This window comes from Acaryochloris sp. 'Moss Beach' (assembly GCF_021497025.1).
Taxonomy (GTDB): Bacteria; Cyanobacteriota; Cyanobacteriia; order Thermosynechococcales; family Thermosynechococcaceae; genus Acaryochloris; species Acaryochloris marina_A.
Window position 1 is genome coordinate 2,439,140 of record NZ_CP071717.1, and the last position, 25,904, is coordinate 2,465,043.

Annotated in this window: 18 protein-coding genes; 11 read left to right on the forward strand and 7 right to left on the reverse strand. The window is 46.8% G+C overall.

The genetic code is table 11. From position 1 onward, the window contains the following. Window positions 1-266 precede the first annotated feature (266 nt). Window positions 267-1,169, forward strand: coding sequence for an alpha/beta fold hydrolase (locus HRE53_RS11340; protein WP_235110540.1), 903 nt, complete (start codon window positions 267-269; stop codon window positions 1,167-1,169). Here the strand turns inward: HRE53_RS11340 and HRE53_RS11345 are convergent. Continuing rightward, the gene (locus tag HRE53_RS11345) at window positions 1,166-2,521 is read right to left on the reverse strand and encodes a GH1 family beta-glucosidase (protein WP_235110541.1); all 1,356 of its coding nucleotides are present in this window, start codon (window positions 2,519-2,521) and stop codon (window positions 1,166-1,168) included. The two genes, HRE53_RS11340 and HRE53_RS11345, sit on opposite strands and share 4 nt — an antisense overlap. 222 nt (window positions 2,522-2,743) lie before the next feature. Between HRE53_RS11345 and HRE53_RS11350 the strand changes: the two genes are divergently transcribed. The 7 genes from HRE53_RS11350 to HRE53_RS11380 all read left to right on the forward strand — a co-directional run bounded on the left by HRE53_RS11350 (window position 2,744) and on the right by HRE53_RS11380 (window position 8,772). Next, a complete protein-coding gene (locus tag HRE53_RS11350) occupies window positions 2,744-3,709 on the forward strand; it encodes a protein kinase domain-containing protein (protein WP_235110542.1) in 966 nt (321 codons plus the stop codon). Window positions 3,710-3,929: 220 nt separating this feature from the next. Further along, window positions 3,930-4,469 (forward strand): hypothetical protein, encoded by a 540-nt coding sequence (locus HRE53_RS11355; RefSeq protein ID WP_235110543.1) that lies wholly within the window; start codon window positions 3,930-3,932, stop codon window positions 4,467-4,469. A gap of 44 nt (window positions 4,470-4,513) precedes the next feature. Beyond that, window positions 4,514-4,795 carry a hypothetical protein gene (locus tag HRE53_RS11360; RefSeq protein ID WP_235110545.1) on the forward strand — a complete coding sequence of 94 codons (282 nt, stop codon included), beginning with the start codon at window positions 4,514-4,516 and terminating at the stop codon, window positions 4,793-4,795. Window positions 4,796-5,281: 486 nt separating this feature from the next. Continuing rightward, a complete protein-coding gene (locus tag HRE53_RS11365) occupies window positions 5,282-6,598 on the forward strand; it encodes a glycosyltransferase (protein ID WP_235110547.1) in 1,317 nt (438 codons plus the stop codon). Then, window positions 6,555-7,412, forward strand: a complete 858-nt coding sequence (locus HRE53_RS11370; RefSeq protein WP_235110548.1) for a PilZ domain-containing protein — start codon at window positions 6,555-6,557, stop codon at window positions 7,410-7,412. Before HRE53_RS11365 ends, HRE53_RS11370 begins: the two co-directional genes overlap by 44 nt. Before the next feature lie 476 nt (window positions 7,413-7,888). Beyond that, window positions 7,889-8,269 (forward strand): response regulator transcription factor, encoded by a 381-nt coding sequence (locus HRE53_RS11375; protein ID WP_212663534.1) that lies wholly within the window; start codon window positions 7,889-7,891, stop codon window positions 8,267-8,269. 17 nt (window positions 8,270-8,286) lie between these two features. Beyond that, on the forward strand, window positions 8,287-8,772 hold the full coding sequence (locus tag HRE53_RS11380; RefSeq protein WP_235110550.1) for a CYTH domain-containing protein: 486 nt from the start codon (window positions 8,287-8,289) through the stop codon (window positions 8,770-8,772). A gap of 78 nt (window positions 8,773-8,850) precedes the next feature. Here HRE53_RS11380 and HRE53_RS11385 read toward each other — a convergent pair whose 3' ends face one another. From HRE53_RS11385 to msrA, 4 genes are all read right to left on the reverse strand, one after another. Next, window positions 8,851-9,684 (reverse strand): prohibitin family protein, encoded by an 834-nt coding sequence (locus tag HRE53_RS11385; protein ID WP_235110552.1) that lies wholly within the window; start codon window positions 9,682-9,684, stop codon window positions 8,851-8,853. Between the two features lie 30 nt (window positions 9,685-9,714). Continuing rightward, the gene (locus HRE53_RS11390) at window positions 9,715-11,124 is read right to left on the reverse strand and encodes a cell wall metabolism sensor histidine kinase WalK (protein WP_235110554.1); all 1,410 of its coding nucleotides are present in this window, start codon (window positions 11,122-11,124) and stop codon (window positions 9,715-9,717) included. Window positions 11,125-11,138: 14 nt separating this feature from the next. Further along, on the reverse strand, window positions 11,139-11,708 hold the full coding sequence (hemJ, locus tag HRE53_RS11395; RefSeq protein ID WP_235110556.1) for a protoporphyrinogen oxidase HemJ: 570 nt from the start codon (window positions 11,706-11,708) through the stop codon (window positions 11,139-11,141). A gap of 276 nt (window positions 11,709-11,984) precedes the next feature. Next, window positions 11,985-12,641 (reverse strand): peptide-methionine (S)-S-oxide reductase MsrA, encoded by a 657-nt coding sequence (gene msrA / locus HRE53_RS11400; RefSeq protein WP_212663539.1) that lies wholly within the window; start codon window positions 12,639-12,641, stop codon window positions 11,985-11,987. Between the two features lie 925 nt (window positions 12,642-13,566). Here msrA and HRE53_RS11405 point away from each other — a divergent pair. Together HRE53_RS11405 and smc are read left to right on the forward strand one after the other, a co-directional pair. Further along, window positions 13,567-16,923, forward strand: a complete 3,357-nt coding sequence (locus HRE53_RS11405) for a zinc-dependent metalloprotease family protein (protein ID WP_235110557.1) — start codon at window positions 13,567-13,569, stop codon at window positions 16,921-16,923. 224 nt (window positions 16,924-17,147) lie between these two features. Then, window positions 17,148-20,810, forward strand: a complete 3,663-nt coding sequence (smc, locus tag HRE53_RS11410) for a chromosome segregation protein SMC (RefSeq protein ID WP_235110559.1) — start codon at window positions 17,148-17,150, stop codon at window positions 20,808-20,810. 1 nt (window position 20,811) lies between these two features. Here smc and HRE53_RS11415 read toward each other — a convergent pair whose 3' ends face one another. Then, window positions 20,812-22,014, reverse strand: a complete 1,203-nt coding sequence (locus HRE53_RS11415; RefSeq protein WP_235110561.1) for a glycosyltransferase family 2 protein — start codon at window positions 22,012-22,014, stop codon at window positions 20,812-20,814. 188 nt (window positions 22,015-22,202) lie between these two features. After that, the gene (locus tag HRE53_RS11420) at window positions 22,203-24,530 is read right to left on the reverse strand and encodes a polysaccharide biosynthesis tyrosine autokinase (RefSeq protein ID WP_235110562.1); all 2,328 of its coding nucleotides are present in this window, start codon (window positions 24,528-24,530) and stop codon (window positions 22,203-22,205) included. Between the two features lie 716 nt (window positions 24,531-25,246). On the opposite strand from HRE53_RS11420, the gene HRE53_RS11425 reads away from it, so the two are divergent. Continuing rightward, a complete protein-coding gene (locus HRE53_RS11425; RefSeq protein WP_212663544.1) occupies window positions 25,247-25,834 on the forward strand; it encodes a hypothetical protein in 588 nt (195 codons plus the stop codon). Window positions 25,835-25,904: the final 70 nt, after the last annotated feature.

Below are 25,904 nucleotides of genomic sequence, written 5' to 3' on the forward strand. Positions count from 1 at the left end.
CTCAGATATTTTTAAGGGACGTAGACAACTCACAACCAGGCATATACAGGAATTAGCGGAGTATTTTGCGGTGTCTCCTGCAGCTTTTTTCCCTCTCAAAAGTTAGCACTTATTACTATTATAGAAAGCCTAAATTCTATGGAGGCAAGGGATACCCCTAAGAGAATCTAGACTTTGGGTTGATGATTTCTATAAACGAAAACCTCACTGGCCAAAGAACGGCTTATTATGAAGGAACATTAAGATAGTATTCTTCATTATTTGCCATGACCACTCAGGTACCCACCAGCCCACCACTTGAAATTAAAACTTGGATTTGGCGAGGTAACCAGATCAAATACACCGTCAAAGGCACCGGACAACCGATGGTTTTGATTCATGGCTTTGGCGCTTGTATTGGGCACTGGCGCAAAAATATTCCTGAGCTGGCCGAAGCCGGATACCAGGTCTGGAGTTTAGATTTACTAGGCTTTGGCGACTCTGATATGCCTGCCATCGATTACTCCCTAGAAGTCTGGCAAGACCTATTCAAAGACTTTTGGGAAGAATTTATCCAAGAACCTGCAGTCTGGGTGGGGAACTCTATTGGGGGTCTTTTGGTATTGATGATGTTAGCCAATCATCCCCAAATGGGCACCAGTGGTGTTTTGCTCAACTCCGCTGGCAGTATGAATATTCGCCGAGAAGAAGCGATCTTGCCCCTGCGGATGGTCATGGGTCCCATGCGGATGATGATGCGCTCCAAGCTGTTCGGTCCGTTTTTCTTCAATCAAGTCCGAGGCAAACGCGCCATTCGCAACTCCCTGTCCCAGATTTATGGCAACAAAGAAGCCATTACCGATGAGTTAGTGGAGATGCTTCACAATCCGTCTTGCCGGGAAGAAGCCTGTCAGGTTTTTCTATCTGTTTTGACTGGACCTCCCGGACCTCGTCCCACCGAGTTGCTCCCGCGAATTAAACAACCCTTACTCCTACTATGGGGCGAAGACGATCCCTGGGCCGCTTTGCGCACAGCCAAGGTCTATCGAGATTTGAGTGAAGATCCGAATGCCGAGCCTAAAGTCACCTTTGAAATTATTGCCAAAACTGGGCATTGTCCCCATGATGAGCGTCCCGACGTCATCAATCCCATGATTATTAATTGGCTGAAAAACTTACAGGCGGCCTAAGCCAAAGTCTGACCATTACTACCGATCACTTGTTTATACCAATGAGCCGAATCTTTTAGGGTCCGCTGTTGGCTTTCGTAGTCCACGTAAATAATGCCGAACCGTTTGTCATAGCCAAAGGCCCACTCAAAGTTATCCATAACCGACCAGAGAAAATAGCCTCGGGCCTCAATGCCATCATCAATAGCTCGGCCATAGGCTTGCAGATATCGAGTCAGAAAATCGATCCGTTGTGGATCATGGACCTGGCCATCCCTATGAACCCAGTCACAGTTCGCCATGCCGTTTTCTGTAATCACAATGGGCAATTGATACCGTTCATAGATAAACCGAGGCCCCCAATACAGGGCTTCTGGAGTAACAGGCCAATCCATAGTGGTTCGGGGTCCCCCTGATGGGTGGACTATAGAGGTCGCACTCTTGTCTGAATTCGCACGAACGGTCTGACCCTGATAAATATTGAGACCATAGAAATCCAGAGGTTGGCAGATTGTTTCTAAATCACCCGATTGAATAGTGGGCATGATCTGCTGAAATCGGGCCATGCCATCTTCAGGATAGTGCCCCAAGATCAACGGATCGGCAAACCAGGTATTGTTCCAGCAGTGCTTACCGCTGACGGCCAAGGTACTGGCTCGGGCTGCAGCAATATCGTCAGGATGATCAGTAGCAGGGATGGAGACAATCCCCACTAAAGCCGTTCCGATTTGGGGAGAACGTTTGGCCTGGGTTCGAATTACCTGCACTGCTTTCCCATGAGCCAGCAAGGAATGATGAATTGCCGTCAGTACTTCACTAAAACTAAGTTTAAGGCCAGGGGCATGGTCTCCGGATTGGTGGCCCAAGCCAATAAAACATTGGGGTTCATTGTGGGGCATCCAGTGGGTGACTCGGTCTGATAGCCGATCTACTACGACTTGAGTATATTCCGCAAACCAATCAGCACTGTCCCGATTCAGCCAGCCCCCTTTTTGAAATAAGGCTTCTGGATAGTCCCAGTGAAAGAGCGTTACCCAAGGTTCTATATGGTGTTCTAACAGAGTATCGATGATGCGATCGCAATAGTCCAGCCCCTTCTCATTCACCGGCCCAATGCCCTCCGGCAAGATGCGCGGCCAGGATAAAGATAGACGATAAGCCTGCAACCCAATATCAGCCATCAACTGAATATCTTCTGCATACCGATGGTAGTGATCACAGGCAACCTCTCCCGTATGCCCCTCGGCCACTTTATGGGGTTGGCGACACATCACATCCCAAACCGAGAGGCCCTTGCCATCTGCCTCGGCCCCTCCCTCAATTTGATAACTTGCAGCAGCAGCCCCCCAGACAAACTGTTCAGGAAATGGCATCTTTGTCTCCTTGCATTGCAACAAACCTGATTCAGCATAGACCACCCTTGTTTGCGGTATGTTACAGCCCCAACATCATGGCGATCCCCTTACGATCCCCTCCACTGAGGGGGTTAGGAAAATCCTTGTGACTAGGTTCAATTATTCATGTGAGACATGTCACTGAGTCGCCTGGGTAAAGCTGGCATTGTCTAGACATAGATGTTCTGGGGAATACCCAAGATGGTTAGCACTTGTATCGCACCGACACCCACTTTACTCAATAATCGCTATCAGATTGTTCGCATCCTTGAGGACGGGCCCTGGAGTATTGCCTGGTTGGCTGAAGATACACAGCTGCCTTCTCGTCGGCAATGTATTATTCGCCAGGTCAAACCCCTCACCACAGATGCAGACATTCAAAAACAGCTTTGCGATCGCATCCAAGCCGAAATCGAAATCTGGCAAAAGCTAGGCGGCATCCATGACCAAATTCCTTGGTTATCCAGTTTTGCCGATAGTACGGGCCAAGTCTATCTCATGGAAGAATGGGTACCAGGACTGACCCTTACCCAAACCGTGCAAGAACAAGGCGCATTAGACGAAGCCACTGTTCAACAGATCATGACCAAGCTCCTGTCATTGGTCGATTATCTCCATCAAAATCAAATCGTCCACTGCACCTTGGAACCCAACAATATCGTGTTGCGGCAAGATGACAACAAGCCCGTCCTTCAGTATGGCGGCATGTTAAATCAGGTCATTGCCAACACATTTTTGGAAAACAATATTCGGCCCAACCCTTGGATGTCCACCTCTGGCTTCTTGCCCCATGAGCAGGTCATCCTCGATCAACACTATTACTCCAGCAACCTTTACAGCCTGGGTCTGATCGGTATTTATTTGTTGACCGGGAAAGATCCCTACGCTCTGTTTAACCTCAACACCGGGTCCTGTGATTGGAACACCCAGACCTTAGCCCAAGATTCAGCCTTTGCTGCCATTTTGAACAAGGCGATTGCCCGATTCCCCGGAGAGCGATTCCTGACAGCTCGGCAAATGATGAAGGCTTTGGCTGCTCCAGGGCAATTCGTTCAACAATCTCTCTCGGTGCACTCCACTCTAGTGGAGCAAATGGGAGCCTATTTAGATTCATGCCTCCTGAGTCTAAATCCCTCTGAGCCGCCCCTCAATTCCTACTCTGGGTAGTCCTCCCCTCCCAACATCTTGAGTTTGCTTTGGGTGATACCCATCACGTTCATAGCGTGATAGCTCTCAGTCATGGTCAGTGATGATTCTCATCGCTGACCTTTTTTAGATCTGGGATGCTATGCATATCCCCCAAAAAGAAGAACCCATGGTTCCGCAAAGGGTTTGCAACTCGGGTTTACTTCCCAAATGAGGGTATTGATGACTGAGAGAAAATGAAATGGTTAGCAATTTCTTAAACAAAAACACTCAACGCTCCAAAACCTGTTGGCATCTTCAACAAAGCGGCGCAGCCCTGCAAACAACATGGGTGAATTCAACCCAAACCCTGCAAGCCACCTCACCTAAACGCGATCACGGTAAAGTTGCACGTTCTACTGATGTTCGATCTTCACTGTTCCAAGCCTTAAGCACCACGCCCGACACCCCCTCTCTAGGAGAGCTGATCGCCCTCTCTTGCCACCGTCTAGTTTCATATATTCAGCTATCTAGCTTTCTACCCCTCTATGTCAAGCAAGCCTGGATTCGGCAAATTAGAGTGATTGATTTACAGCGCTGGCAAGCTGGGTTAGCCATTCTAGAAGAGCTATCTTTCGATCACCGCTGCGCTCAGACAGACTATCGCCCTGGCCATGACATCTTTGATTACAACAGCAGCCAGAACCAGGATTTCAATGCTGAGATGACTTGTATTGAGCATGAACTCAATACCATTGAAATGATCCTCAACTATGCTGAAGACTCCGCTGAAGCCAGCTAGAACATCAGCCACCCAATCAATCCAAGCATGAGAAGCCATTGATCATGGGAGCAGTCTACCTGCATAAACTTTTCTTTTTATTCGGCCTATCCATCTTATGTGCGCTGATCTTTATCCCTTTGCTCACTGCCAATTTACCGGGTTGGCTATTTCTCATCACTCTCCCTGTTGGCGCAATTATTTATATTATGTTTCAGGCAGGCTTTGATCGCCTCACCGAATCCTTCAAAGGATCAATGGGTAAGGTCGTCTGCTTCACCATATGTATGGTAGGCGGCATAGTGGGTGCAATGATGTTGGAGTTACTGAAATCTCTACTGGGTTAAGGGATTGATTTTGGTCTGACTCTGTTGCAAAATTCGTCGCGTACTATTTATCTTGCATGCACCACCAGCACGACATGTTCAACAATAGACGCCAACGATGAACTGAACTAGCTTCCGTTAGTTCCCTCCCTCATAGCCGCTAGCTTGATAGATTGCATCGGTATCCGTCATCGAGAGAACTCCCAAAGCAAGCATTATAATTTGCCTCTAGCCAACTCCAAAACACGCCTATCAGCAGCTCACAGCCTGATTGATATTGGCCGTAAATTCACTCTAGATTTTATACAGTCAAAAATAAACAAGATAGAGGACGTTATCTTGTCTATTTTCATTCTTTTTGGGGAATTCTAAGCCAATACTCAAATCCTTGTCTTCAATTGCGATTACCTTCTACGCCAACACCAGCAACGATTAATCCAAAAAATCCAGACATCATGGCTACAACCCATGCACTATCCATCTTTTAAGCGACTACGGAGTTAGTGAATGCAAACCGTAGCCAACTACCTACGGTCACTACCAACAGACTATAGAGTTATTTATAGTAAATATTTTCTAGCATTCATTACCTTAGGGTTTATTGCCTACGATTTAACTGAAATTGGCCCCAAGATCGGATCCCTATCTCGCACTGTTTTACCCGCTTTACCGATCTGTTCTTCACTGCTGATATTAGGGGCATTAAGAATTTTTCTACCCCAACGTCCACCCAAATGGATTCAAGGGCTATTCGTTTTTTTATTGTTTGTTGTGCAAGCCCGATATCTCTTGTGGCGGGCAACCCATACTCTAATTTTGAGTGGGCCAGATGGTGTATTTTGCATCGGTCTCTTTGCTTATGAACTGCTCAGCATTCTGAATAGCTGGACCAATAACTATTTAATCTTACGGTCTCCCAATCGCAGTCTCGAAGCCGATCAATATAGTCAGTGGGTGCAAAAGACCTATAAGCCCAGCGTCGATATTTTGATCCCCACTTATAATGAATCCCACAAAATGTTGGAACGGACGCTGATTGGTTGTAAATCCCTGAAATACCCTAAACAACAAAAACACATTTGGTTACTGGATGATGGACAACGACCCGATGTTAAAGCGCTGGCCCAAAAATGGGGATGCAATTACCTCACTCGGCCCATTAATGACCATGCTAAGGCAGGAAACCTCAATCATGCTTTAAAGCATGTCAGTAGCGAAATTTTGGTGGTTTTTGATGCTGACTTTGTCCCCCTCAATCACTTTTTGGAACGAACCATTGGATTTTTCAAAGCAGACGATAATTTGTCCATGGTCGTCACTCCTCAAAAGTTCTACAATCCCGACCCTCCTCAAAAAAACCTAGGCGGGCGGTTTATTACGGATGAGCAAACTGATTTTTACCAAGTGATTCAGCCCGCCCGAGATTCTGTCAATGCTGTGGTTTGTTCGGGTAGTTCTGTGCTGTATCGACGCCAGCATTTAGATGCCATTGGTGGCATTCCTCTAGATACCATTGTTGAGGACTATGCCACGGGCATCTTAATGCAATCTCGGGGTTATAAGACCGTCTATTTAAATGAACTGCTGAGTGTCGGCTGTGCCGCCAACAATATTAATGAATATCTCAAACAACGGATGCGTTGGGCGGAAGGCACCTTGAGGATGGTGATTAGCAAACGTAATCCTCTGTGGTTGCCTGGCCTCAACTTTATACAGCGGTTTACCTATGCTGCGGGCACCCTGTACTGGCTGGAAGAGATGCTGAAAACCTTGAGCTTTTTTGGCTCCTCTTTTCTACTTGCTGTTTGGATTCAAAAGCATTGACATCACGTTAGGGGAAGCCAGCACCTATACCTTCTATAACTATTCTCTTTCTATGATTGTGATGAGCTGGATGCGAGGCAGCGTCCTGTTATTGATTATCTATAATCTCTTGCAAGGGTTTCATATTTTCAAAGTTGTACTGAAAATATTTTTATATTCTCAAATCTCTGATTCCTTCCAGGTCACGAATAAACAGTTAGATAGCTTTGGTATAAAGTTCAATCTTCATAGTTTGGCGCATATTTTCATACTTTTAGGACTCACTCTATTCACGATCATATATGGCTTATTCCATCCCACAGGTGACGATCTATATATCATCAATCTCATTTGGGCCCAAGTGAATCTGATCTTTTTAGCAGCAGCCCTGATTGCGGGAGTGAGTGCCGATCATGATCGGGGACACCCTCGGGTCTTTTCGGATGAGGTCTGCCAGGTAACGACCCAAACAGGACAAAGTGCCATGGGTCAATTTATAGATATTTCGGAAGCAGGCTGTCGCTTTCGCACCCAGAATCCTACCGCACTGCAATTGAATGAGACCGTTGAATTAGCCGTACCCAGGACCAGCTTACGAATGATGGCTGAGATCCGCAATCAGCAGAAAAACGGCACGGTATATGGCTGCATGTTTAAGGATGTAGACGCGGTCACCCTCTGGAAAGTCGTTAACTTTACCTATTGCAATCCTCAAAACTGGAAACTGCCTCGAATTCCGACCGAGTGGGATACGATCCGTGCGATCGCATCTGGCTTATACGGCCTCTACCCTTTTCGCAACCTGAAAGTATCCTGTAGGATCAACCCACGCTAGCCATCGCCACAGTCACCGATAAATGCACTCCCTCATAAAATTAAATGCACCTGAACCGTCATTCTTGAGCGACACCTGTGTACTATTGAGATCGGACGGATCAACTACGATCTAAGTGTTTCCCCTGATTTGCTCAAGACACATCATGAATTATGCTGTGCCTAGGTAAACAGGAGTCTTGTTCTTACTTCGTTTAAGATAAAGATTACACCTAAAAAAGGTAGATTTAGACCATTTGAATAACTCACGTTGTCTATGATCTAGTCCAATCAAGGTAAAGATACTCTTGATCAATTTCCTGGTACTCATTATAGTTTTGGCCCGCTCAACTTAGAGCCCAAGATGATGACACCTTGTTGATTTAAAGTGAAACTCTCGTAAAAATACGGAGTATTCAGAGTTAGCTAGAGCGTCTTAATAGGGAATCCTTGTAATGAAGAGCTGTGGGTCTCATGGAGGTAAAAGGGAAGAGAGACATGACAACAGTAATGGTAGTTGATGACAGCCCCACCATGCGTGCCATGCTAACGGATATGTTACAGCGCAATGGTCTAGAGGTCATTGAAGCTGAAGACGGCTTAGCAGCTAAAACAATGCTGCAGGCCAGTAGCTATCCAGACTTGGTGATCACAGATATTGTGATGCCTCGCATGAACGGCTATGAATTGTGCCGCTGGGTCAAAAATGACCTAACCGACCGCAACTTACCCGTGATTATGTGCTCTACCAAGGGTGAAGCATTTGATCGACATTGGGGCATGAAGCAAGGGGGAGACGCTTACATTACCAAACCCTTTAACCCCTCAGAAATGCTCGATCTCATTCGTAAGCTACTCAAAACCCGGGCCGAGTCCTAGGGGTTGGGTCAGCCAATATGGGAATCGAGATAGAGCGTAAGTTTCTCGTTACAGGAGAAGCATGGCGATCCATGGGCCATAGCGTCCCTCTCATTCAAGGGTATTTAGCAGGAAGTAATCAGGCCACCGCCAGGGTTCGTATTGCCGGAGACATCGCCTTCCTCACCGTTAAAGGAAGAGTCAAAAATCTGACGAGACAGGAGTTTGAATATGAGATCCCTGTAGCTGATGCTCAAGCTATGATGGATCTTTGCCATCCGAGAGTCGTTGAAAAAACCCGCTACAAGATTCCGATAGAAGACCTCATTTGGGAGATTGATGAGTTTGCTGGCCAGAATCAAGGGTTAGTCCTGGCAGAAGTAGAGCTGACCTCTCCTGAGCAATCTGTCCCATTACCCGATTGGATCGGCCTAGAAGTCTCGGATGATCCGAGATATTTCAATTCTTACCTAGCGGTTCATCCCTATAAAACTTGGCCCCATAAGCCAAGCTCCAATCCATAATCAGGCTAGAAATTACCATTAAATTAGCCCTCATGCTTAAGGCATGAGGGCTAATCGCTTCGCAAATTAGGCCGGTCTTTATCCCTTACTATCTGCGTTGACATTAAAGAGAAATGGCACCTGTCCGTTATCTTTGCCACTGCCACTAATCAAGACACGGGGCATTTGGGAACCCCCTTTTCTCCAGGCTTCAATCGCTTCTTTTTGCAGCACTAATTTGCCCCCTTGATCCTTCAAGGTTTCTGCCAATAGACGTTGGGCTTCTGCCTTACCCTTAGCACGGTTCACTTCAGCCAGGGCTTCTTGCTCAGCTTCCCGAGCAACATAAACCGCTCTCTGAGCGCGCTGTTCGGCAATTTGTTTCTCTTCAACGGCCTGAGCAAATTCTGGGGAAAAGTCGAGATCTACAACGCTAGTATCAAGAACGATAATGCCGTATTTTTCCAGTCGCTTACTCAAAGCATCGTCAAAATCGGATTTCAAGACTTCCCGTTGGGTAATAGCTTCTTCCACTGTGCGGCGAGAGGCAGCAATCTTAAAAGACTCCTGAGTCTGGGGCGCAATGATTTTGGAAACAATATTTTGAAGAGAACCTTGCTTCCGTCTTACTTCTACCACTTCCGTTGCATCGAGCCGAAAGTTAATGGCAAAACGGGCGGTGAGGTCCTGTAAGTCTTTGGTAGAACTTTGGGCAGGAACTTCAAATTTTTGGACCGTCAAATCGTAAATATCGACTCTAGAAACAAAGGGAGCTTTGAAATGAATGCCTTCAAGGAGCGCTCCATCCCGCGCTTTTCCCAAAATACTGAGCACGCCAGCTTGACCGGGATTGATAATCACAACAGCATTGAGGCCCAACAGTACCAATAACGCAATGATAATTCCGAGATTTGCTGGATTCCAATCCTTCATGCTTAAGCCTTTTTGGTAATCTTGCCTTTCTCAGGGTAGCTGATTTATCTCTTCCAAGGGCAGGGATTTAGCTTCAATCTTTTTAGGAAGCTGCTGAGGGAGTGTCACCGTAAAGAGGGTACCTTGCTGCAACCGACTGCTGACACTCATTTGACCTTGGTGATTGTGGCAAATCCCTTGTGCGATCGCAAGCCCCAATCCCGTTCCCATCACTTTGCCAGAGGAAACGGGTTGAGCCGCCGGTATTAACGACCGCTGTCGAGCCGGATCCGCCCGATAAAACCGATCAAAGACATGGGGGATGGCTTCCGCCGGAATCCCGAGTCCCTCATCTTCAACTATCGCCTTTAGATAAGGTATACCTTGTCGAAGAGACTGTTTGAGGGTCACCCTGACCCTACCCTCCGCAGGGGTGTATTGAATACCATTACTCACCAGATTGGTAAACAACCGCACCAGCTGATCGTAGTCTCCGATCACAAAAAAGGACTCTTCACCGGGTACCGTTGCTGCCCCCGTCTCTTCTAAATTCAGGTATAGATGCACCCCCTTACTCGTCGCTAAAGCCCGTTGGTCTTCAACCACTTCCATCAAGACAGCATCCAACGGACAAGGCTGGTAGTCAATCTGGAGCATGCCACTGTCTTGGCGGGCTAAAAACAGCAGGTCATCCACCAAGCGTCCAAGGCGCTGAGTCAGCCGCTCAATCACCTCTAACTGTTGCCGTTGCTCAGGCATCTCCAGTTCAGGATCTGCTAAAGCGACTTGCACATTGGTTTGGATAAGGGCAATCGGATTCCGCAACTCATGGGAGGCATCCGCCGTAAACTGCTTCAGATGTTGATAAGAGTCTTGAATCGGTTCAATGGCTAACCCCGAGAGAAACCAACCCGTCATTGCCACTAACCCCACTAACAAACTCGTCCCCAAGCTCAGGTCAATAAACAGTTGGCGAGCGGGTTTCGTCACCTCAAACCAAGGATGGCTAACTCTTAGATAGCCCAGCACATTGCCATTCAACATGACCCGCTGGGTGAGCTGTCGCAACAAGTAATCGTCTGCAATTTCAACGGTTTCACCACGGTAGCCCAACCGAATGGGGACCTCCAAGGTTTCAGATAGAGTTGACCAGAGCAAATCACCGTCTGAATTAAACCATTCCAGATCAATCCGGTCATCATCCACCGCATCTGGCGGATCACCAAAGCTTGCTTCTAAATTAACGATAAACGGAGAGTCTAGAGGAGAGAAATCTGCATTACTCGCCTCGACGACTAACGAGCGCTGTACCACCTCCACCACATGGCTCAAGGTATCATCCACCCGCTCAATCAGCGTGCCCCGCACATACAGATAAAAACCACTGGCAAATACCAGCAGTAAAATTGCAGTGACCCCTGTATACCAGAGTGCTAATCGCCGTCGAGTTTTTTGGAACATGCCGTAGAGACTATTTATTCTGACGCCGTTTCTAAAGCCAACTTTTCCTTATCTCGTTTCCGTTTCTTGGCATAGAGCTGGATCGTCACCACCATCGCCACCACCATGGCAAAAATCACCCATACGGTTGTATCCGTCGGCAGACTATTTTTGAAGACCGCCAACAGCACAATGGCCACTAGCATCAAGGTTGGCGCTTCATTCAATGCCCGCAGTTGCTGCCCTGACCACCCACAAGTTCCTTCTTCCAGCTTTTTCATCAGCCGACGACAGTAGAAGTGGTACACCAGCAACAATGCTACAAACCCTAATTTAACCTGTAGCCATCCTTGCTTCAGCAGATCAGGCTGAGTCACGAGCATCCCAATCGCCATCGTCACAGTCACCATCATCCCAGGACTGGTAATGATGCTATAGAGACGCTTTTCCATCAGCATATACTGCTGCTTGAGAATAGCAGGTGCAGGCTCCGGCTCATCGTTGGCTTCTACGTGATAGATAAATAAGCGGACTAAATAAAAGAGTCCAGCGAACCAAACAACAACGCCAATAATATGAAATGCTTTAAACCAAAAGTAAGCCATGAACCTGCCAACACTTCAAAAGACCTAAAACCCATCCTAAACTAACCCTTGCCATGGCAAGAGAGTTACTAGGCGTTGCGTCATCTTCCTTAAAGATTGAGCATCAAAACTCAGTTCAAGTCAGCTCCAATAAGTCTGAAACAGACATCAGCAATCGCCTTCTCGCTTCAACATGGGCTCGGCTTAACCTGAGTGGCAAGATTGAAAGTGCAATCTCTCTTGCCAGGCAATAGCTCCAGACATGAGATGTCATTCATAAGAGATTGCACCGCAGATTTATGCTTCTACCAAAGGAGGGCATGTCACACTAGTCCCCCCTAATCCACAATAGCCACCCGGATTTTTAGCCAAGTATTGCTGGTGATAATCTTCCGCATAATAAAATTCGGGAGCATCCAACACTTCAGTCGTAATTTCATTTAGGCCAGCTTTTTTTAAAGCTTCCTGATAAATACCCTTGGAAGACGATGCTAGTGCCTTTTGCTGCTCCGAGTAGGTGTAAACGCCAGAACGATATTGCGTGCCCACATCATTCCCTTGCTGCATCCCTTGGGTTGGATTATGGCTTTCCCAAAAAACTTGCAGAAGACTGTCGTAACTAATTTTAGAGGGGTCAAAAATGACCATCACGACTTCGTTATGCCCCGTCATTCCTGAACAGACTTCTTGATATGTGGGGTTAGGCGTGACACCACTGGCATAGCCCACAGCAGTCACATACACCCCCTCCTGTTGCCAAAAACGTCGTTCAGCCCCCCAAAAACAACCCAAGCCAAACATGGCTTGCTCCAACCCTTCAGGAAAAGGAGGTTTGAGAGGATGACCATTGACAAAGTGCTTCTCAGGAACAGGCATCGATTTTGCCCGCCCTGCTAATGCGTCCTCTGAAGTCGGTAAGGTAAGCTTTTTCCCAAATAATCCAAAAAGAGCCATAGTGCCAAAAATTAATTGATGAAGGACAGAGAGATACTACCTTCAGGGTAACGAATCCATAAGAACGCAAGGTTACCCTGGCATACATAGAACGATATATCTAGTCTCTACGAGATTGAAAAATAAAGAACGCAATCATATAGCCATTTCCTCATTACATCTCCAAAAGCCTAATTTACAACGACAACCCACAACTAACTATATAGATAAAAACACCAAGAATAACTTTAGAAATCAGTTGAAGCAGCAGGCCATATATTAAATAATTTCTTTCACTTTCATAGATAAAGCAAAGAGTTTTACCGGAAAACACTGACTCCTCTCAGTATTAATTTATTTTCAGAGTATAAATATCAGAGTTTTTTACTGAGGTGGCCATATTTCTGAAGTAGCTACGCTAGTTATAGAATTCTCCCCAAAGAAAATATTCCGTATTTTCTCGCAATAGACAAAGTCAAAAATTCTAACAAACAATCAATAAAGCAGCTATTAATCAACAAACTAAATTCACATCTACAGTGCTTCCATCAATGGAGGCTATTTTTACAATCAATCCATTCATACAATCAGGCTAAAAATACAAGCACAAACCAAAAATCTACAGATCAAATCACATAAAGGCTCATTGTTTCACTTCTAATTAAGTTATACATTAGAAGAATTTTAATGACGTCAATTCATACATAGCAGTGCCAGCATTGATATATGACCTGATATATCAATACAAGTACATTGCGGTGCCACTCATATTCATGAAAGCCATATCATCAAACCCAAAGAATCAATCAAAAAGCTATTCCTTGATTAATTCGCAAATTAATTAGCCAAGAAAATATCTAAAAATATCGCCTAACCAATAAATATTAGAAGTAAATCCACGAGATCTCTTCACTCCTTTTTCAGATCTTAAATAACATCCAGTGCAATGACCAACCCAGCCAATTCTCAAGAATCTCGTGATGTTATAAGCTCTGATCTTGATCATGATAGAACTTCTGAAATAGAATTCTCGCTTAGCAACAATTCAACTCTCTTAAGCGACCAGAAAGAAGACGAACATCTGTTTAAAGATGAAACAAAGCCACCACAACCTTCCATTGAAGCATTAGAATCTTTATCAATTGAAGGGGCAAGTTCTCAGCAAAACGATTCCGTTGAACAATATCGTTTCGACGAGTATCTTAACAGCAAAACTTTTTCTCTTTCTCCAAATCTTACCTCTCTACTTAACCCTGCAGAGCAACAAGCAAGCTGTTTAAACTGTGGTCAAGTGGGATGCGCTTGTTCACCTAACCGGACCCAGCAACAAGACGACCCTCATTACCATGAAGGTCATACGTCACACCATCATGGCCATACGTCACACCATGCTCATGGTTTAGAGGGAGACTTCCCTGTATGGAATACAGCTAACACTTCAGCTAATATCAACCCATCTTCTTCTCTAGCTGTTAGCAATACATTTCAACTCCACAGCAATCCCAATGCGCAACACACGATTTACTTAGACTTTGACGGACATACCACATCCGGAACATGGTGGAACAATGGGGGAACCATCCGATCTTCCGCCTATAATCGAGACGGTAATAGCGCGTCTTTCAGTACAAGTGAATTATTAGAAATTCAGTCGATTTGGCAGCAGGTCGCTGAGGATTTTGCCCCTTTTAATGTCAACGTCACGACCCAAGACCCAGGCGCTGCAGCCTTAAGCAGAACAAGTAGCAGCGACAGTCAATGGGGCGTTCGTGTTTTATTCACTGATAACCGCAACGAGATAGATGGCACGGCAGTTGCTGCAGGCGCAGGAGGAATTGCCTATGTCGGTAGTTTTAATCGCAATGTTGATCAGGCCGTTTTTGTTTTTAATAAAGGGGCTAGAGCTGCTGCCGTCACTGCAAGTCATGAAGTTGGGCACAGTTTATATCTCAGGCACGATGGTATCAGTGGCCAGACCGCTTACCATCCTGGCCATGGCAGCGGTGCCACGAGTTGGGGCACTATCATGGGAGCCCCTTTTCAGGAAAATCTGACGCAATGGAGTAAAGGAGATTACTACAACGCAGATAACACTGAAGACGACCTTGCCATCATCACCACAAGAAATGGCTTTGATTATCGCTCCGACGATCATGGCAATAGCCAAGCCAATGCTTCAGCACTATCCCTAAACAATGCCGGTCAAATGAGTTCCTTCGGCATTATTGAAAGGAATACAGATGTTGACTATTTTTCCTTCACGATAGGAGCAGGCGACGTTTCATTTACAATTACTCCTACATCAAAAGCATTCGTTGGGAATGGTAGCGGTGGCTATGCCACTGAATACTTAGATGCTCAAGGCGCTAATCTCGATATCTTGGCGGGACTATACAACTCCAATGGCACATTGTTAACATCTTCCAACCCGAGCAATCTTTTAACTGCAAGTTTAGACTTGTCCCTTACTGCAGGAACTTACTTTATCCGCATTGATGGTGTGGGCAAAGATAATCCCTTAGTCAGTGGATCACAAGGCTATTCTGATTATGGCAGTTTGGGCCAGTATTCAATCCTTGGCAATGTTGAATCACTCTCCGCGAGAATAATTGAAGCATCAGGGAGTGCCTCATTACTCACTACGGTGGTTGGTTATCAACTTCAAGGGCAGGGAGCTGCTGCTCAGTTTCTTCGATTGAACGGAAATGTGGTCAGCGAAAACACTTTCTCTGGCTGGTCTGCTATTGGTGTAGAGCGGTTAGGGCAAGGGTATCAGTTACTGTGGAAAAATGTTGATGGACGCTATTTAGACTGGCGGGTGGATGCAAATGGGACTTATCAGAGCTCTCAAAGTATCAGTGAAACAGAACTCACTAGTTTAGAACCGACTTTTCAGCAAGATCTCAATGGTGATCAAGAGATTGGATGGGCATCAACGGCGATAGAAACGGTTGGGACTGCCTCCTTAACAACAACGGCAGTTGGTTATCAACTGCAAGGGCAGGGAGCTGCTGCTCAGTTTCTTCGATTGAACGGAAATGTGGTCAGCGAAAACACTTTCTCTAGCTGGTCTGCTATTGGTGTAGAGCGCGTAGGGCAAGGGTATCAGTTACTGTGGAAAAATGTTGATGGACGCTATTTAGACTGGCGGGTGGATGCAAATGGGACTTATCAGAGTTCTCAAAGTATCAGTGAAACAGAACTCACTAGTTTAGAACCGACTTTTCAGCAAGATCTCAATGGTGATCAAGAGATTGGATGGGCATCAACGGCGATAGAAACGGTTGGGACTGCCTCCTTAACAACAACGGCAGTTGGTTATCAACTGCAAGGGCAGGGAGCTGCTGCTCAGTTTCTTCGGTTGAACGGAAATGTGGTCAGCGAAAACACTTTCTCCGGCTGGTCTGCTATTGGTGTAGAGCGCGTAGGGCAAGGGTATCAGTTACTGTGGAAAAATGTTGATGGACGCTATTTAGACTGGCGGGTGGATGCAAATGGGACTTATCAGAGTTCTCAAAGTATCAGTGAAACAGAACTCACTAGTTTAGAACCGACTTTTCAGCAAGATCTCAATGGTGATCAAGAGATTGGATGGGCATCAACGGCGATAGAAACGGTTGGGACTGCCTCCTTAACAACAACGGCAGTTGGTTATCAACTGCAAGGGCAGGGAGCTGCTGCTCAGTTTCTTCGGTTGAACGGAAATGTGGTCAGCGAAAACACTTTCTCCGGCTGGTCTGCTATTGGTGTAGAGCGCGTAGGGCAAGGGTATCAGTTACTGTGGAAAAATGTTGATGGACGCTATTTAGACTGGCGGGTGGATGCAAATGGGACTTATCAGAGTTCTCAAAGTATCAGTGAAACAGAACTCACTAGTTTAGAACCGACTTTTCAGCAAGATCTCAATGGTGATCAGAGAATTGAGCAAGCTTCTCTCGCTCATAATTTAAGATATGGTGATTTATTACTAGGTGGTCCTAGTGATCAGATGCTGGTGGGGAATGCTAGGAATGATTTGCTAATAGCAGGAGATAGCTCAGATCAATTTGTTTTTTTGAATCCCACGGATGGTATTGATACGATTACTGTTCTACCTGGCAAAGATTTGATTCAGATCTCTGCTGCAGACTTTGGCAGGGATTTAGTGGGTGATGTACATTTAGCCAGTGAACAATTTGGATTAGGGATTGCGGCAACCCCTGACCAGGAAAGTTTTTTGTATGATCAGCTTTCGGGATATTTACGCTATGATGCTGACGGTATAGATGGCATCGCTTCTATCCATATTGCTACTCTTAGCTGAAGGCCTGGGCTATCTCCTTAAGATATTCAACTTGTGCTTTGATGTGAGCTATTTTTCATTGGGTTGATAATCCTCACATCATTAAGTACTAAGAAACACAAATTTCTAAAGAGTCAATCTAGCAACTTGTAACAGTCGTGCTACCCTGTTGGCAATTCTAATTATTTTGTCTTGGAATTAGCTTTCCCTAGATGAGCGCCACATTAGTTCGACCGAAGTAATTTGTGTACGTAAAACAACTCGAGCTTTCTCATTTCAAGTCTTTTGGTAGCACCACTTCGATTCCTTTGCTGCCAGGGTTTACGGTTGTTAGCGGACCGAATGGTTCCGGTAAATCTAATTTATTAGATGCCTTGTTGTTTGCCTTGGGATTAGCAGGGTCACGGGGAATGCGGGCGGAGCGTTTGCCAGACTTGGTAAATCATGCCCAAATTAAGCGGGGACATGCGATCGCAGAGACCCGAGTCACAGTCACCTTCGAACTATCCCCCCAAGAGCTGGAAGAGTTAGCAGCAGCGGAAGCGGCCGAGGCCGAAGAAGCCGAAAGACACACCGACACCACGACGGTATCAGCGATACCAAAACCGGATACGGAATCCACTCTAGCCCCCAATGAATGGCAGGTAACTCGCAAACTGCGGGTGACCAAGCAAGGCACCTATACCTCGTCCTATGCCATTAATGGCGAGTCCTGCACCCTCACCCAGCTCCACGAGCAGCTGAATCGCCGTCGGATTTATCCAGAGGGCTATAACGTCGTCCTCCAAGGGGACGTCACCAGCATTATTTCCATGAACGCCCGGCAACGCCGAGAAATTATTGATGAGCTGGCCGGGGTTGCCAACTTTGACCGACGGATTAATCAGGCCAAAGATAAGCTAGATGCCGTTAAAGATCAAGAAGAGCGTTCCCGCATCGTCGAGCAGGAACTCAATGATCAGTGCGAACGCCTAGCCCGTGATCGGATCAAAGCGGAAAAGTATCAGAAACTGCGCACTGAACTGCAATCGAAAGCGGCCTGGGAAGGGGTGCTTGCCTGGCGTGACTTACAAGCCCAGATTGACAAGAAACAAAAACAACTCGCCACGGAACAGAAAACCCAAGCCAAGCTAGAGACCGAAACAACGGTATTAGCCACGGAATTAGAAGAAATCTCCCAGAAGCTGGCAACCCTCAATGCCCAAGTCAAAGCTCTAGGAGAAGAAGAACATCTCGCCCTCCAAGCTCAAATTGCCACCCAGGAAGCTGAACTCAAGCAGCTCCAGCGCCAGCAAGGTGAACTGGAGCAATCGCAACAGCAAGTCGCCCAATCCATTCAACATACGCAACAGCAACTGCAAACCTTCCAGGCTGAGATTAAGCAGGTTAGTGAACAACACCAAATATTAACCACTACTGAAGTTGCCCGGTTAACTCAGGCTCGTGAACAGGCCCAGCAAGCCCTGGATACCACCCGGCAACAGGCTCAGGCCATTGCCCAATCTGCTGATGCCTGGATCGAGCAGCAATCCCACTTAAATCAGCAAATCAAAACGGTTCTGCAAGCTTTGGAACCCCAGCGGGCCGAACAAGCTCAACTACAAGAGCGGGTCCAGCAATTAGATCGCCAAAGCGATCTCCAGCAGCAATCGGTTCAGCAGATCGCCCAAGAGTTGACGGAGACCCAAGAACAGCTAGAGGCAGCTGAAGCTGAGGTCTTACAACGACAAGAGCAGGTGCAAGATTGTGCGGGTGCGATCTCAGAAGTGGATCACGATATCAATACCCAGCAAGAAACTCACAATCGACTGCTGCGCGAACAACAAGAGAAGCAGCGCCAGCTCGACAAACTAGAAGCCCAAGAGCAGGCCCAACAAGAAGTACAGGGCACTCATGCCACCCATATCATTCGTAAAGCCAAACTGGCAGGAGTCCATGGTTTAGTGGCTCAACTGGGGCAAGTAGACGCCCATTATCAGACCGCCTTAGAAATTGCTGCGGGCGGTCGCCTTGGCTGTTTAGTCGTCGATGATGACGCCGTCGCCTCAGCCGGAATTGACCTCTTAAAGCGAGAGCGAGGGGGACGAGCGACCTTCTTGCCCCTGAATAAAATGCGCCCCCCAAAGGGTCTGCCCTCCTTAACTGCCTCAGGTGCCATTGATTTTGCCATCGAACTGATCGATTTTGACCCGATTTATGAACCGATTTTTGCCTTTGTATTTGGCAATACTGTTGTCTTCAAAACCCTGAATGATGCCCGTCGCCATATCGGTAAATACCGGATGGTGACTCTGGATGGAGAACTTCTGGAACCCACGGGTGCCATGACGGGAGGCAGCCGCAATCGCCATAACACCCTCCATTTTGGTACGGGTGAAGCAGGAGAATCAGCTGCCATTATGGCGTTGAAGCAACGCTTGTCGGAAATTGCGACGCTGCTACAGCCCATTGAAAACAAAATTGAGCAGACCCAAGCTCGATTAACCAGTAAACATCAAGAGTTAAGCGGCCTGCGTCAACAGCATCGTGAGGCCCAGCTCAAAACGGAACAGTTGCAGAAAGAACTCAAGGTGTTGGCCGACCGACAAGCCCACCTAGAAAAGCAGCAGCAAACCTATGGCCTAGATTTAAAGGGCGCTCAGGATCGCCTCCAGACTCTGCAAACCAATTTGCCTCAACAAGAAACAGAGTTAGAACAGCTGCGAGAATCCCTAGAAGAACTGGAACAGTCCCAAACCCACGGTGAATGGAAGACCCTACAAAACCAGATTCAGGGCCAAGAGTCGATTGTGGCCGGACGAGAACAGGCTCTGCGCGAAGTCCAACAAAAGATTCAAGAGCTGACTAGCCAGCAAGAACGTCTGCACGAGAAACAAGAACAGGCCGAGGTCACCCTCCAAACCCTGCACACCCAAACCGAAACCCAGGTCACCCAAAAAACCGAAAATCAAGAACAGCAACAGAAAATCGAGGCCACCATCGCCACGTTCCGCACCGAGTTGGGTAAATTGGAAGAGCGCTTAGGGAGTGAGAAACAAGAACGCGATCGCGTCGAGACCCATCTACAAGAACGCACCGCTGCCCATCAACAATTGCTATGGCAAATCCAAAAAACTCAAGATAAGCAGCAGGAGCAACAGGAGCTGATTCAGCAGTTACAAATCCAAGTGCAGGCCAAAGCAACAGAACTCCCCGATCCTTTACCAGAAATTCCGGATGACCTCACCCTGGAGCAGCTTCGTGAGGAATTGCAAAAGCTGCAAAAGCGCCTCCAGGCCATGGAGCCGGTGAATATGCTGGCCATCGAGGAATACGAACGGACCCAAGAGCGGCTGGTTGAGTTAACGGACAAGCTGACGACCCTGGAATCCGAACGCACAGAACTCCTCCTGCGCATCGAGAATTTCCGCACCCTGCGCTATCAATCCTTTCGTGAAGCCTATGATGCCATTGACATCAATTTCCAGAGTATCTTTGCCGAACTCTCCGATGGCGATGGACATTTACAGCTGGATAACCCCGAAGATCCTTTTCAGGGTGGTCTCAATTTAGTCGCCCACCCCAAAGGCAAACCCGTCCAACGCTTAGCATCCATGTCTGGAGGAGAGAAATCTCTGACTGCCCTCAGCTTTATCTTTGCTCTACAGCTGTATCGGCCTTCTCCTTTCTATGCCTTTGATGAAGTCGATATGTTCTTGGATGGTGCTAACGTGGAACGCTTGTCCAGCATGATTCAAAAGCAGGCCAAGCAAGCGCAATTTATTGTGGTTAGTCTGCGTCGTCCCATGATTGAAGCCTCTGATCGCACCATCGGCGTCACTCAAGCTAGAGGAACACATACTCAGGTGATCGGCATCCAGCTTCGCCCTACAGCAACCGAACCCGCCACCCCTGTAGAAGCCTCATAAATTAGAGATCATCAGAGACGCCTATTGCTTTCTTTGTGGGCTCCGGCTCAATATCTCGTTCAGTTTTGAGCCATTGCGTCTGAGGTTGAACAAAAAACTTGAAGTAAATCGGCAATTTCCACAGAAGATAGACCGGAATAGATAAAAGAGTCGATACGGGCAAATCCTCTCGTCCAACCTTCATCCAGGCTGCACCTAGGGCAAGACTAAGTAGACTACCAGCAACAGCCAACACCAGAAGGGGGAGCCATGAGACGAGACCTAGCCCCCAGAACAGGCCAGAAAGACTAAACGTTAATAACCACAACAGAACTAACAGAGATAAGGGCGGCACGGATAAGTCCAAAGCCAGCATCACGAGATCCAATCGTTTCTGTCGCCATGCTTCCCCAAGCAGCTTCGGAACCTGAGTAAAAATCACCTCTAAATGGCCATGTTCCCAGCGAGACCGCTGACTTTGAGCCGCCTGGTTTTGCATCAACCGTCCGGTGACTTGGCCAGTGGTGATATAAGCGGGAGTATGACCTGCGATCGCAAGATCGATCGTCAGCTGCATATCATCCACACACTTACTGCCCGCCAACGGAGCCTGCTCCAAAATAGCCCAAGGGAAGGCCATTCCCGAGCCCGCTAAAAGACAGGGATAGCCTAGCTGAGTAATGCCAACCGACCGCACCCAATTCCGTACTTTAATGGCAAAGACAGAGATACGATCTGTGATGCCACTTTCTGCTTCCACATCCATTAGATAGATCGCCTGAACCGGGCGCTGTTGCTGCACCCCTTGCTGAGCTAATTGGGCAATCGTTCCTAGCGTCAGCCGACAATCAGCATCAAAAATAATCACCACTTCTGGGGGATTCGCCTGTATATGCTTCACTGCAAAATCTAAGGCATATCCTTTGCCCCGACAGATCAAGTCCTCCCGCTCCAAAACCTTAACCCCACAGGAGCGTGCTATCGTGGCGGTTTGATCCGAACAATTATCCGCAATGACAATAATCTGAGAGGCCTCTGCAACTTGCCCTAGCAGATCTTCCAGAGTAGACCGAATATTGTCCGCTTCATTATGAGCTGGCACGAGAATATTGAGGTCAAGTGGAGGCGGAACCTCACCCTCATCCTTATCCCCATGCTGGATTGCAGCAGCTCCGACGAAACATTCCACAGCAAAAACGATACTGGGAATGACAAGGAGTACCACACTACTCCACAGTAGAAGATGACTAAAAAGAGCAATCAGCCTGCTCAACAACACAGTAATTTCGCCTTATGAATGAAGAACAAACAGTCTCTGAGACGAGACTTCCCCCTAGTGTGCCCTTGGCGCTCAATTTACCCCTCTCTCATTTAGGTAGAGGGCACTGAACACCCGCCAAACAACGATATACCTCACTGTCGAGAACTGACTCGAAAAATATCAAACTCATCTTCCAGTTCTTCAGCATCAAAATAGTCATCATCGACATATTCTTCCTGGGAGTCACCACTCGCATCTTCGCCAGAGAAATTAGAGACCAGTCCCAGGATCGGCAACCGCGAAGCCTGTAGCTCCTTCAACATTTTGATCAGGCTAGACTGCTGTGTTTTGCCAATTCCTACTACCATCAACAACCCGTCAGCATTGATCGATAGGAAATTAGCATCTGCATGTCCCTGGAGATAAGGCGTGTCATAAATGACTAAATCAAACGTACTCTGGAGTTGCTCCATTAAATACTTCATCTGATTCGAGGCCGATGCCTTATTGGCCTTGGAAGCAGTTTGTCCCGCCGTCAGCAGCGACAGATTTTTTTGATAGGGCACCCGTTGAATCAACTGATTTGGATCCAGATTGCTGTCGATCACATCACTTAATCCCTCTGCATTGGGTACACCTAAGCGGGTATGGAGCTGGGGGAACGCTGTATTGGCATCCACCAACAACACCCGTTGTCCCATTCGGGCTGCGGATTGGGCCAGATAGAGAGCGACCGTTGTTTTGCCATCCCGAGCCGCCACAGAACTGATCACCAAGGATCGTACAGGCGGTTCCATCGGCAAAAACCGAATCTTGGTATACAAGGCCTCTGCTGCCTGCAAAAAGGTTTGGTTTTGATGATTCGCCACCGAGGCTTCCCCAAACTCACTGCCAGTCGGGTTCTTATCAATCGCCTCAATTGCTTGGTTGAACGGTAGACTTCCCAATAACGGTAACCGAGTTTGATCCGTCAAATCATCAATACTGAAAAAGGCATCTCGATGTTTTTCTCTCAGCAGCGCAGCCCCTAAACCTAACAAAAAGCCACCCATTACCCCTAAGGCAATTTTTTTAGTCCGACTTTGCTCCGGAAGGACTAAGTTCCCTTCATCATCGGTTCTCAGCTGCGGTTCAGTCGGAATTTGCCAAGGAATTTCTCTTTGAGCTGATTCAACTTTGAGGGCTTCTCGTTTTAATAACAGCTGATTCAGGGTTGTGGTATCAATTTCTAGCTGACGACTGAGTTGCTCATACTTGCGCTTAACCGCAGGAAATCGGCGCAGTTGAGCATCCACCGTAGCCGCAGCTTGAACCGATGCTTGATTGCGTATTTCTAAGACTTGAATTTCATTCAACGTATCGATCATTTGCTGACTTAAAGATCGTTGAATAGAATTTTGAAACTGAGGTAAAGAGGCGGCACCAGACGTGCTAGCCCGACTTTGGCTGACGAGCTTACGCGTTTCCTGATTCAACAAAGCCTGCAGATTTTTTTGCCGTTCCCGCAATTCTTGAACCACCGGGTTAGCATCCGTAAAACGTGCCCGTTCTTGCGCCAATTGAGTCTCAATTTGCTTCAACTGAGTAAGAAGTTCTTGATAACGAGGATCTTCGCTGAGAGACGATGCAGCAATCACTTGATTGGGCGCTAGACCGAGCTGTTTTTGCAGATTGGCATACAGTTTTTGCTGGGCTCGCAAGTTCCGCTGAGTTTCTAGGCGCTGGGTTTCTAGTTCTCTCGCCTGCTTGGCCAATTCCACGCCTTCACTTTCAAGATCGCTAATACGCTCTTGTTGTTGCAGAGTTTGCAACTGCCCTTCCAGACTATTCACCCGCTGCCTCAGTTCTGGCAACTGTTGCTCAATAAAGGCCACCCCACCCCCAATGCGGCTTTTACGATCTTCCAGACTATATTTGAGGTACCCGTTGGCTAGCTGTTCGAGCACATAGATGATTTTGATCCGATCGGCTGACTCATAACTGACTCGAATCAGCTTTGTCTTATCAAACTCGTCCTGACCAATGCGCTCAACCTTCATATCCTTCAGAAGGGCGTTATAGCTCACTGGATATTTCGGTTCAATTTGCTTCAAAATGCCCGCCAAGACTTTGGGACTTCTGAGCACTCGAATCAGGGTTGAATAATCTAATCCTTCTTCATTGGGGATATTGCCATCACGAGACAAAACAGAGGGATCTGTCAGCCTACCCGTTGCCGTCACCGGCTCCACCAAAAGCTGGAATTCCCCTTCATAGGTCAAGGGGCGACTGAGCACTAAATAAATGGTCAACCCAGCCACTAAGACATTAACCCCACCAATCAGCAAAATATTGCGACGGATCAAGCGCCACAATGGACGAACATTCAGTCCCTGTTTGCCACCAGATTGATGATTCTCTGGACTTCCTAGAGGCGTATACTCTGACTGCTCATAGGCCTGCATCAAAGATAAGGATTGTTCATCAAGTTCAGATTTCATCGTGACCTCAAAGTAGAAGGCTCAGGACCCTGCACACATCAAAATACTAACTTGCAAAGCGATGGGGAAATGAATTTACAAGCCTGAGTTAGTTCTTGCACACCATATTTTAGGATTTATCTGCTGTTTCCACGCAGCTTACATCAACACTTAGAGTCTTTCTGGAGAGAATATTTCTTTGATGGGGTTCAACATTACCCGTGTCTACCCTTGGCTCCTTACTTTCTGAGATAAAGGTGTCCCTTAATTGTTTAATGCATAGTATAACGAGGTATTTTCAAGAGAGTAAAACCACTAAAATTTCTAAAAGCCTTATGGGTTAAGACTTCTCACCTTATGCTCAGTGCAATAATCCATAATGAAAATTTTTTAATTCTTGTGAATAATATTATATTTAGACTTCTATAATTTGTCTCAACTCATTATCAGTAAACATCTCATGCCCTGGGAGTAGTTTTGTGACAAGGTATTTTATTGAGTGTGGAAGTAGGGTATAAACTATTTAGTGAATCTAACTTCTTTTTTTCCCTAAGATTCATATTAGAATTACTCCATTCGATAGAATCTTTTCATTTGATTTCCTTTTTGTTGCCACTTCTATTTTCTTTGGCTATCCTTATGGAGTGTAATTTAGATCACAGCATTTCTTGTTTTACAAAACAGAAGTGGGGGGGCATCCTAACTAAAACCTATATTTTCTACAAGCGAGAGCACTCATGGATAAATTAAGAAGAGTGGCTAAATTGTCGATTGTGGTTGGTGTTGTTTCCCTGTGCCCAGCAATTGTTACTCCTCAAGCAGCCTCTGCAGAGTCTATTTCTCCTACGACTGCAGTAGGACAAGCCCCTCAGAATTACGGTATTGTTCGATCGACAGGCCTTAACACTCTTGAAATTAGACATTTGAGTGGTGGCTATCGGACCTATTCTGTTTCTAGCGATTTAACGGCTTCTATGGCCCTGAGCCCAGGCGATTTTGTCGCTTACAATGCTGATGCCAGCGGTACGTTAACGCAACTTCAGCCCCCTAGAATTGCTCGCATCTTTGAAGGGACTATCTCTAACATTCAAGGGAATCAAATTACGGTTGTTGCTCCAGACGGTTCTTCTTTGACCACAACCGTTGCGGCTAACTCCATTAATCGACTAGAGCTATCTCCTGGAAAGGGCTTAAGTGTGACTCAATACGAGGGCCTGAGCGCTACTAAAGTATGCTGTATTTCTAAGTTTACGCAACAGCCTCCGGTGCTCCTACCCCCGGAACCCACTGCTGCACCGCCTCAACCCATCCCAGCCTTATGGTAGGCTCACTCCTCCTCAACGCCTCAAGCAACAGCTGAGGCCTGTCTGTCCATCAAGCTATAGCCCTTCTTCA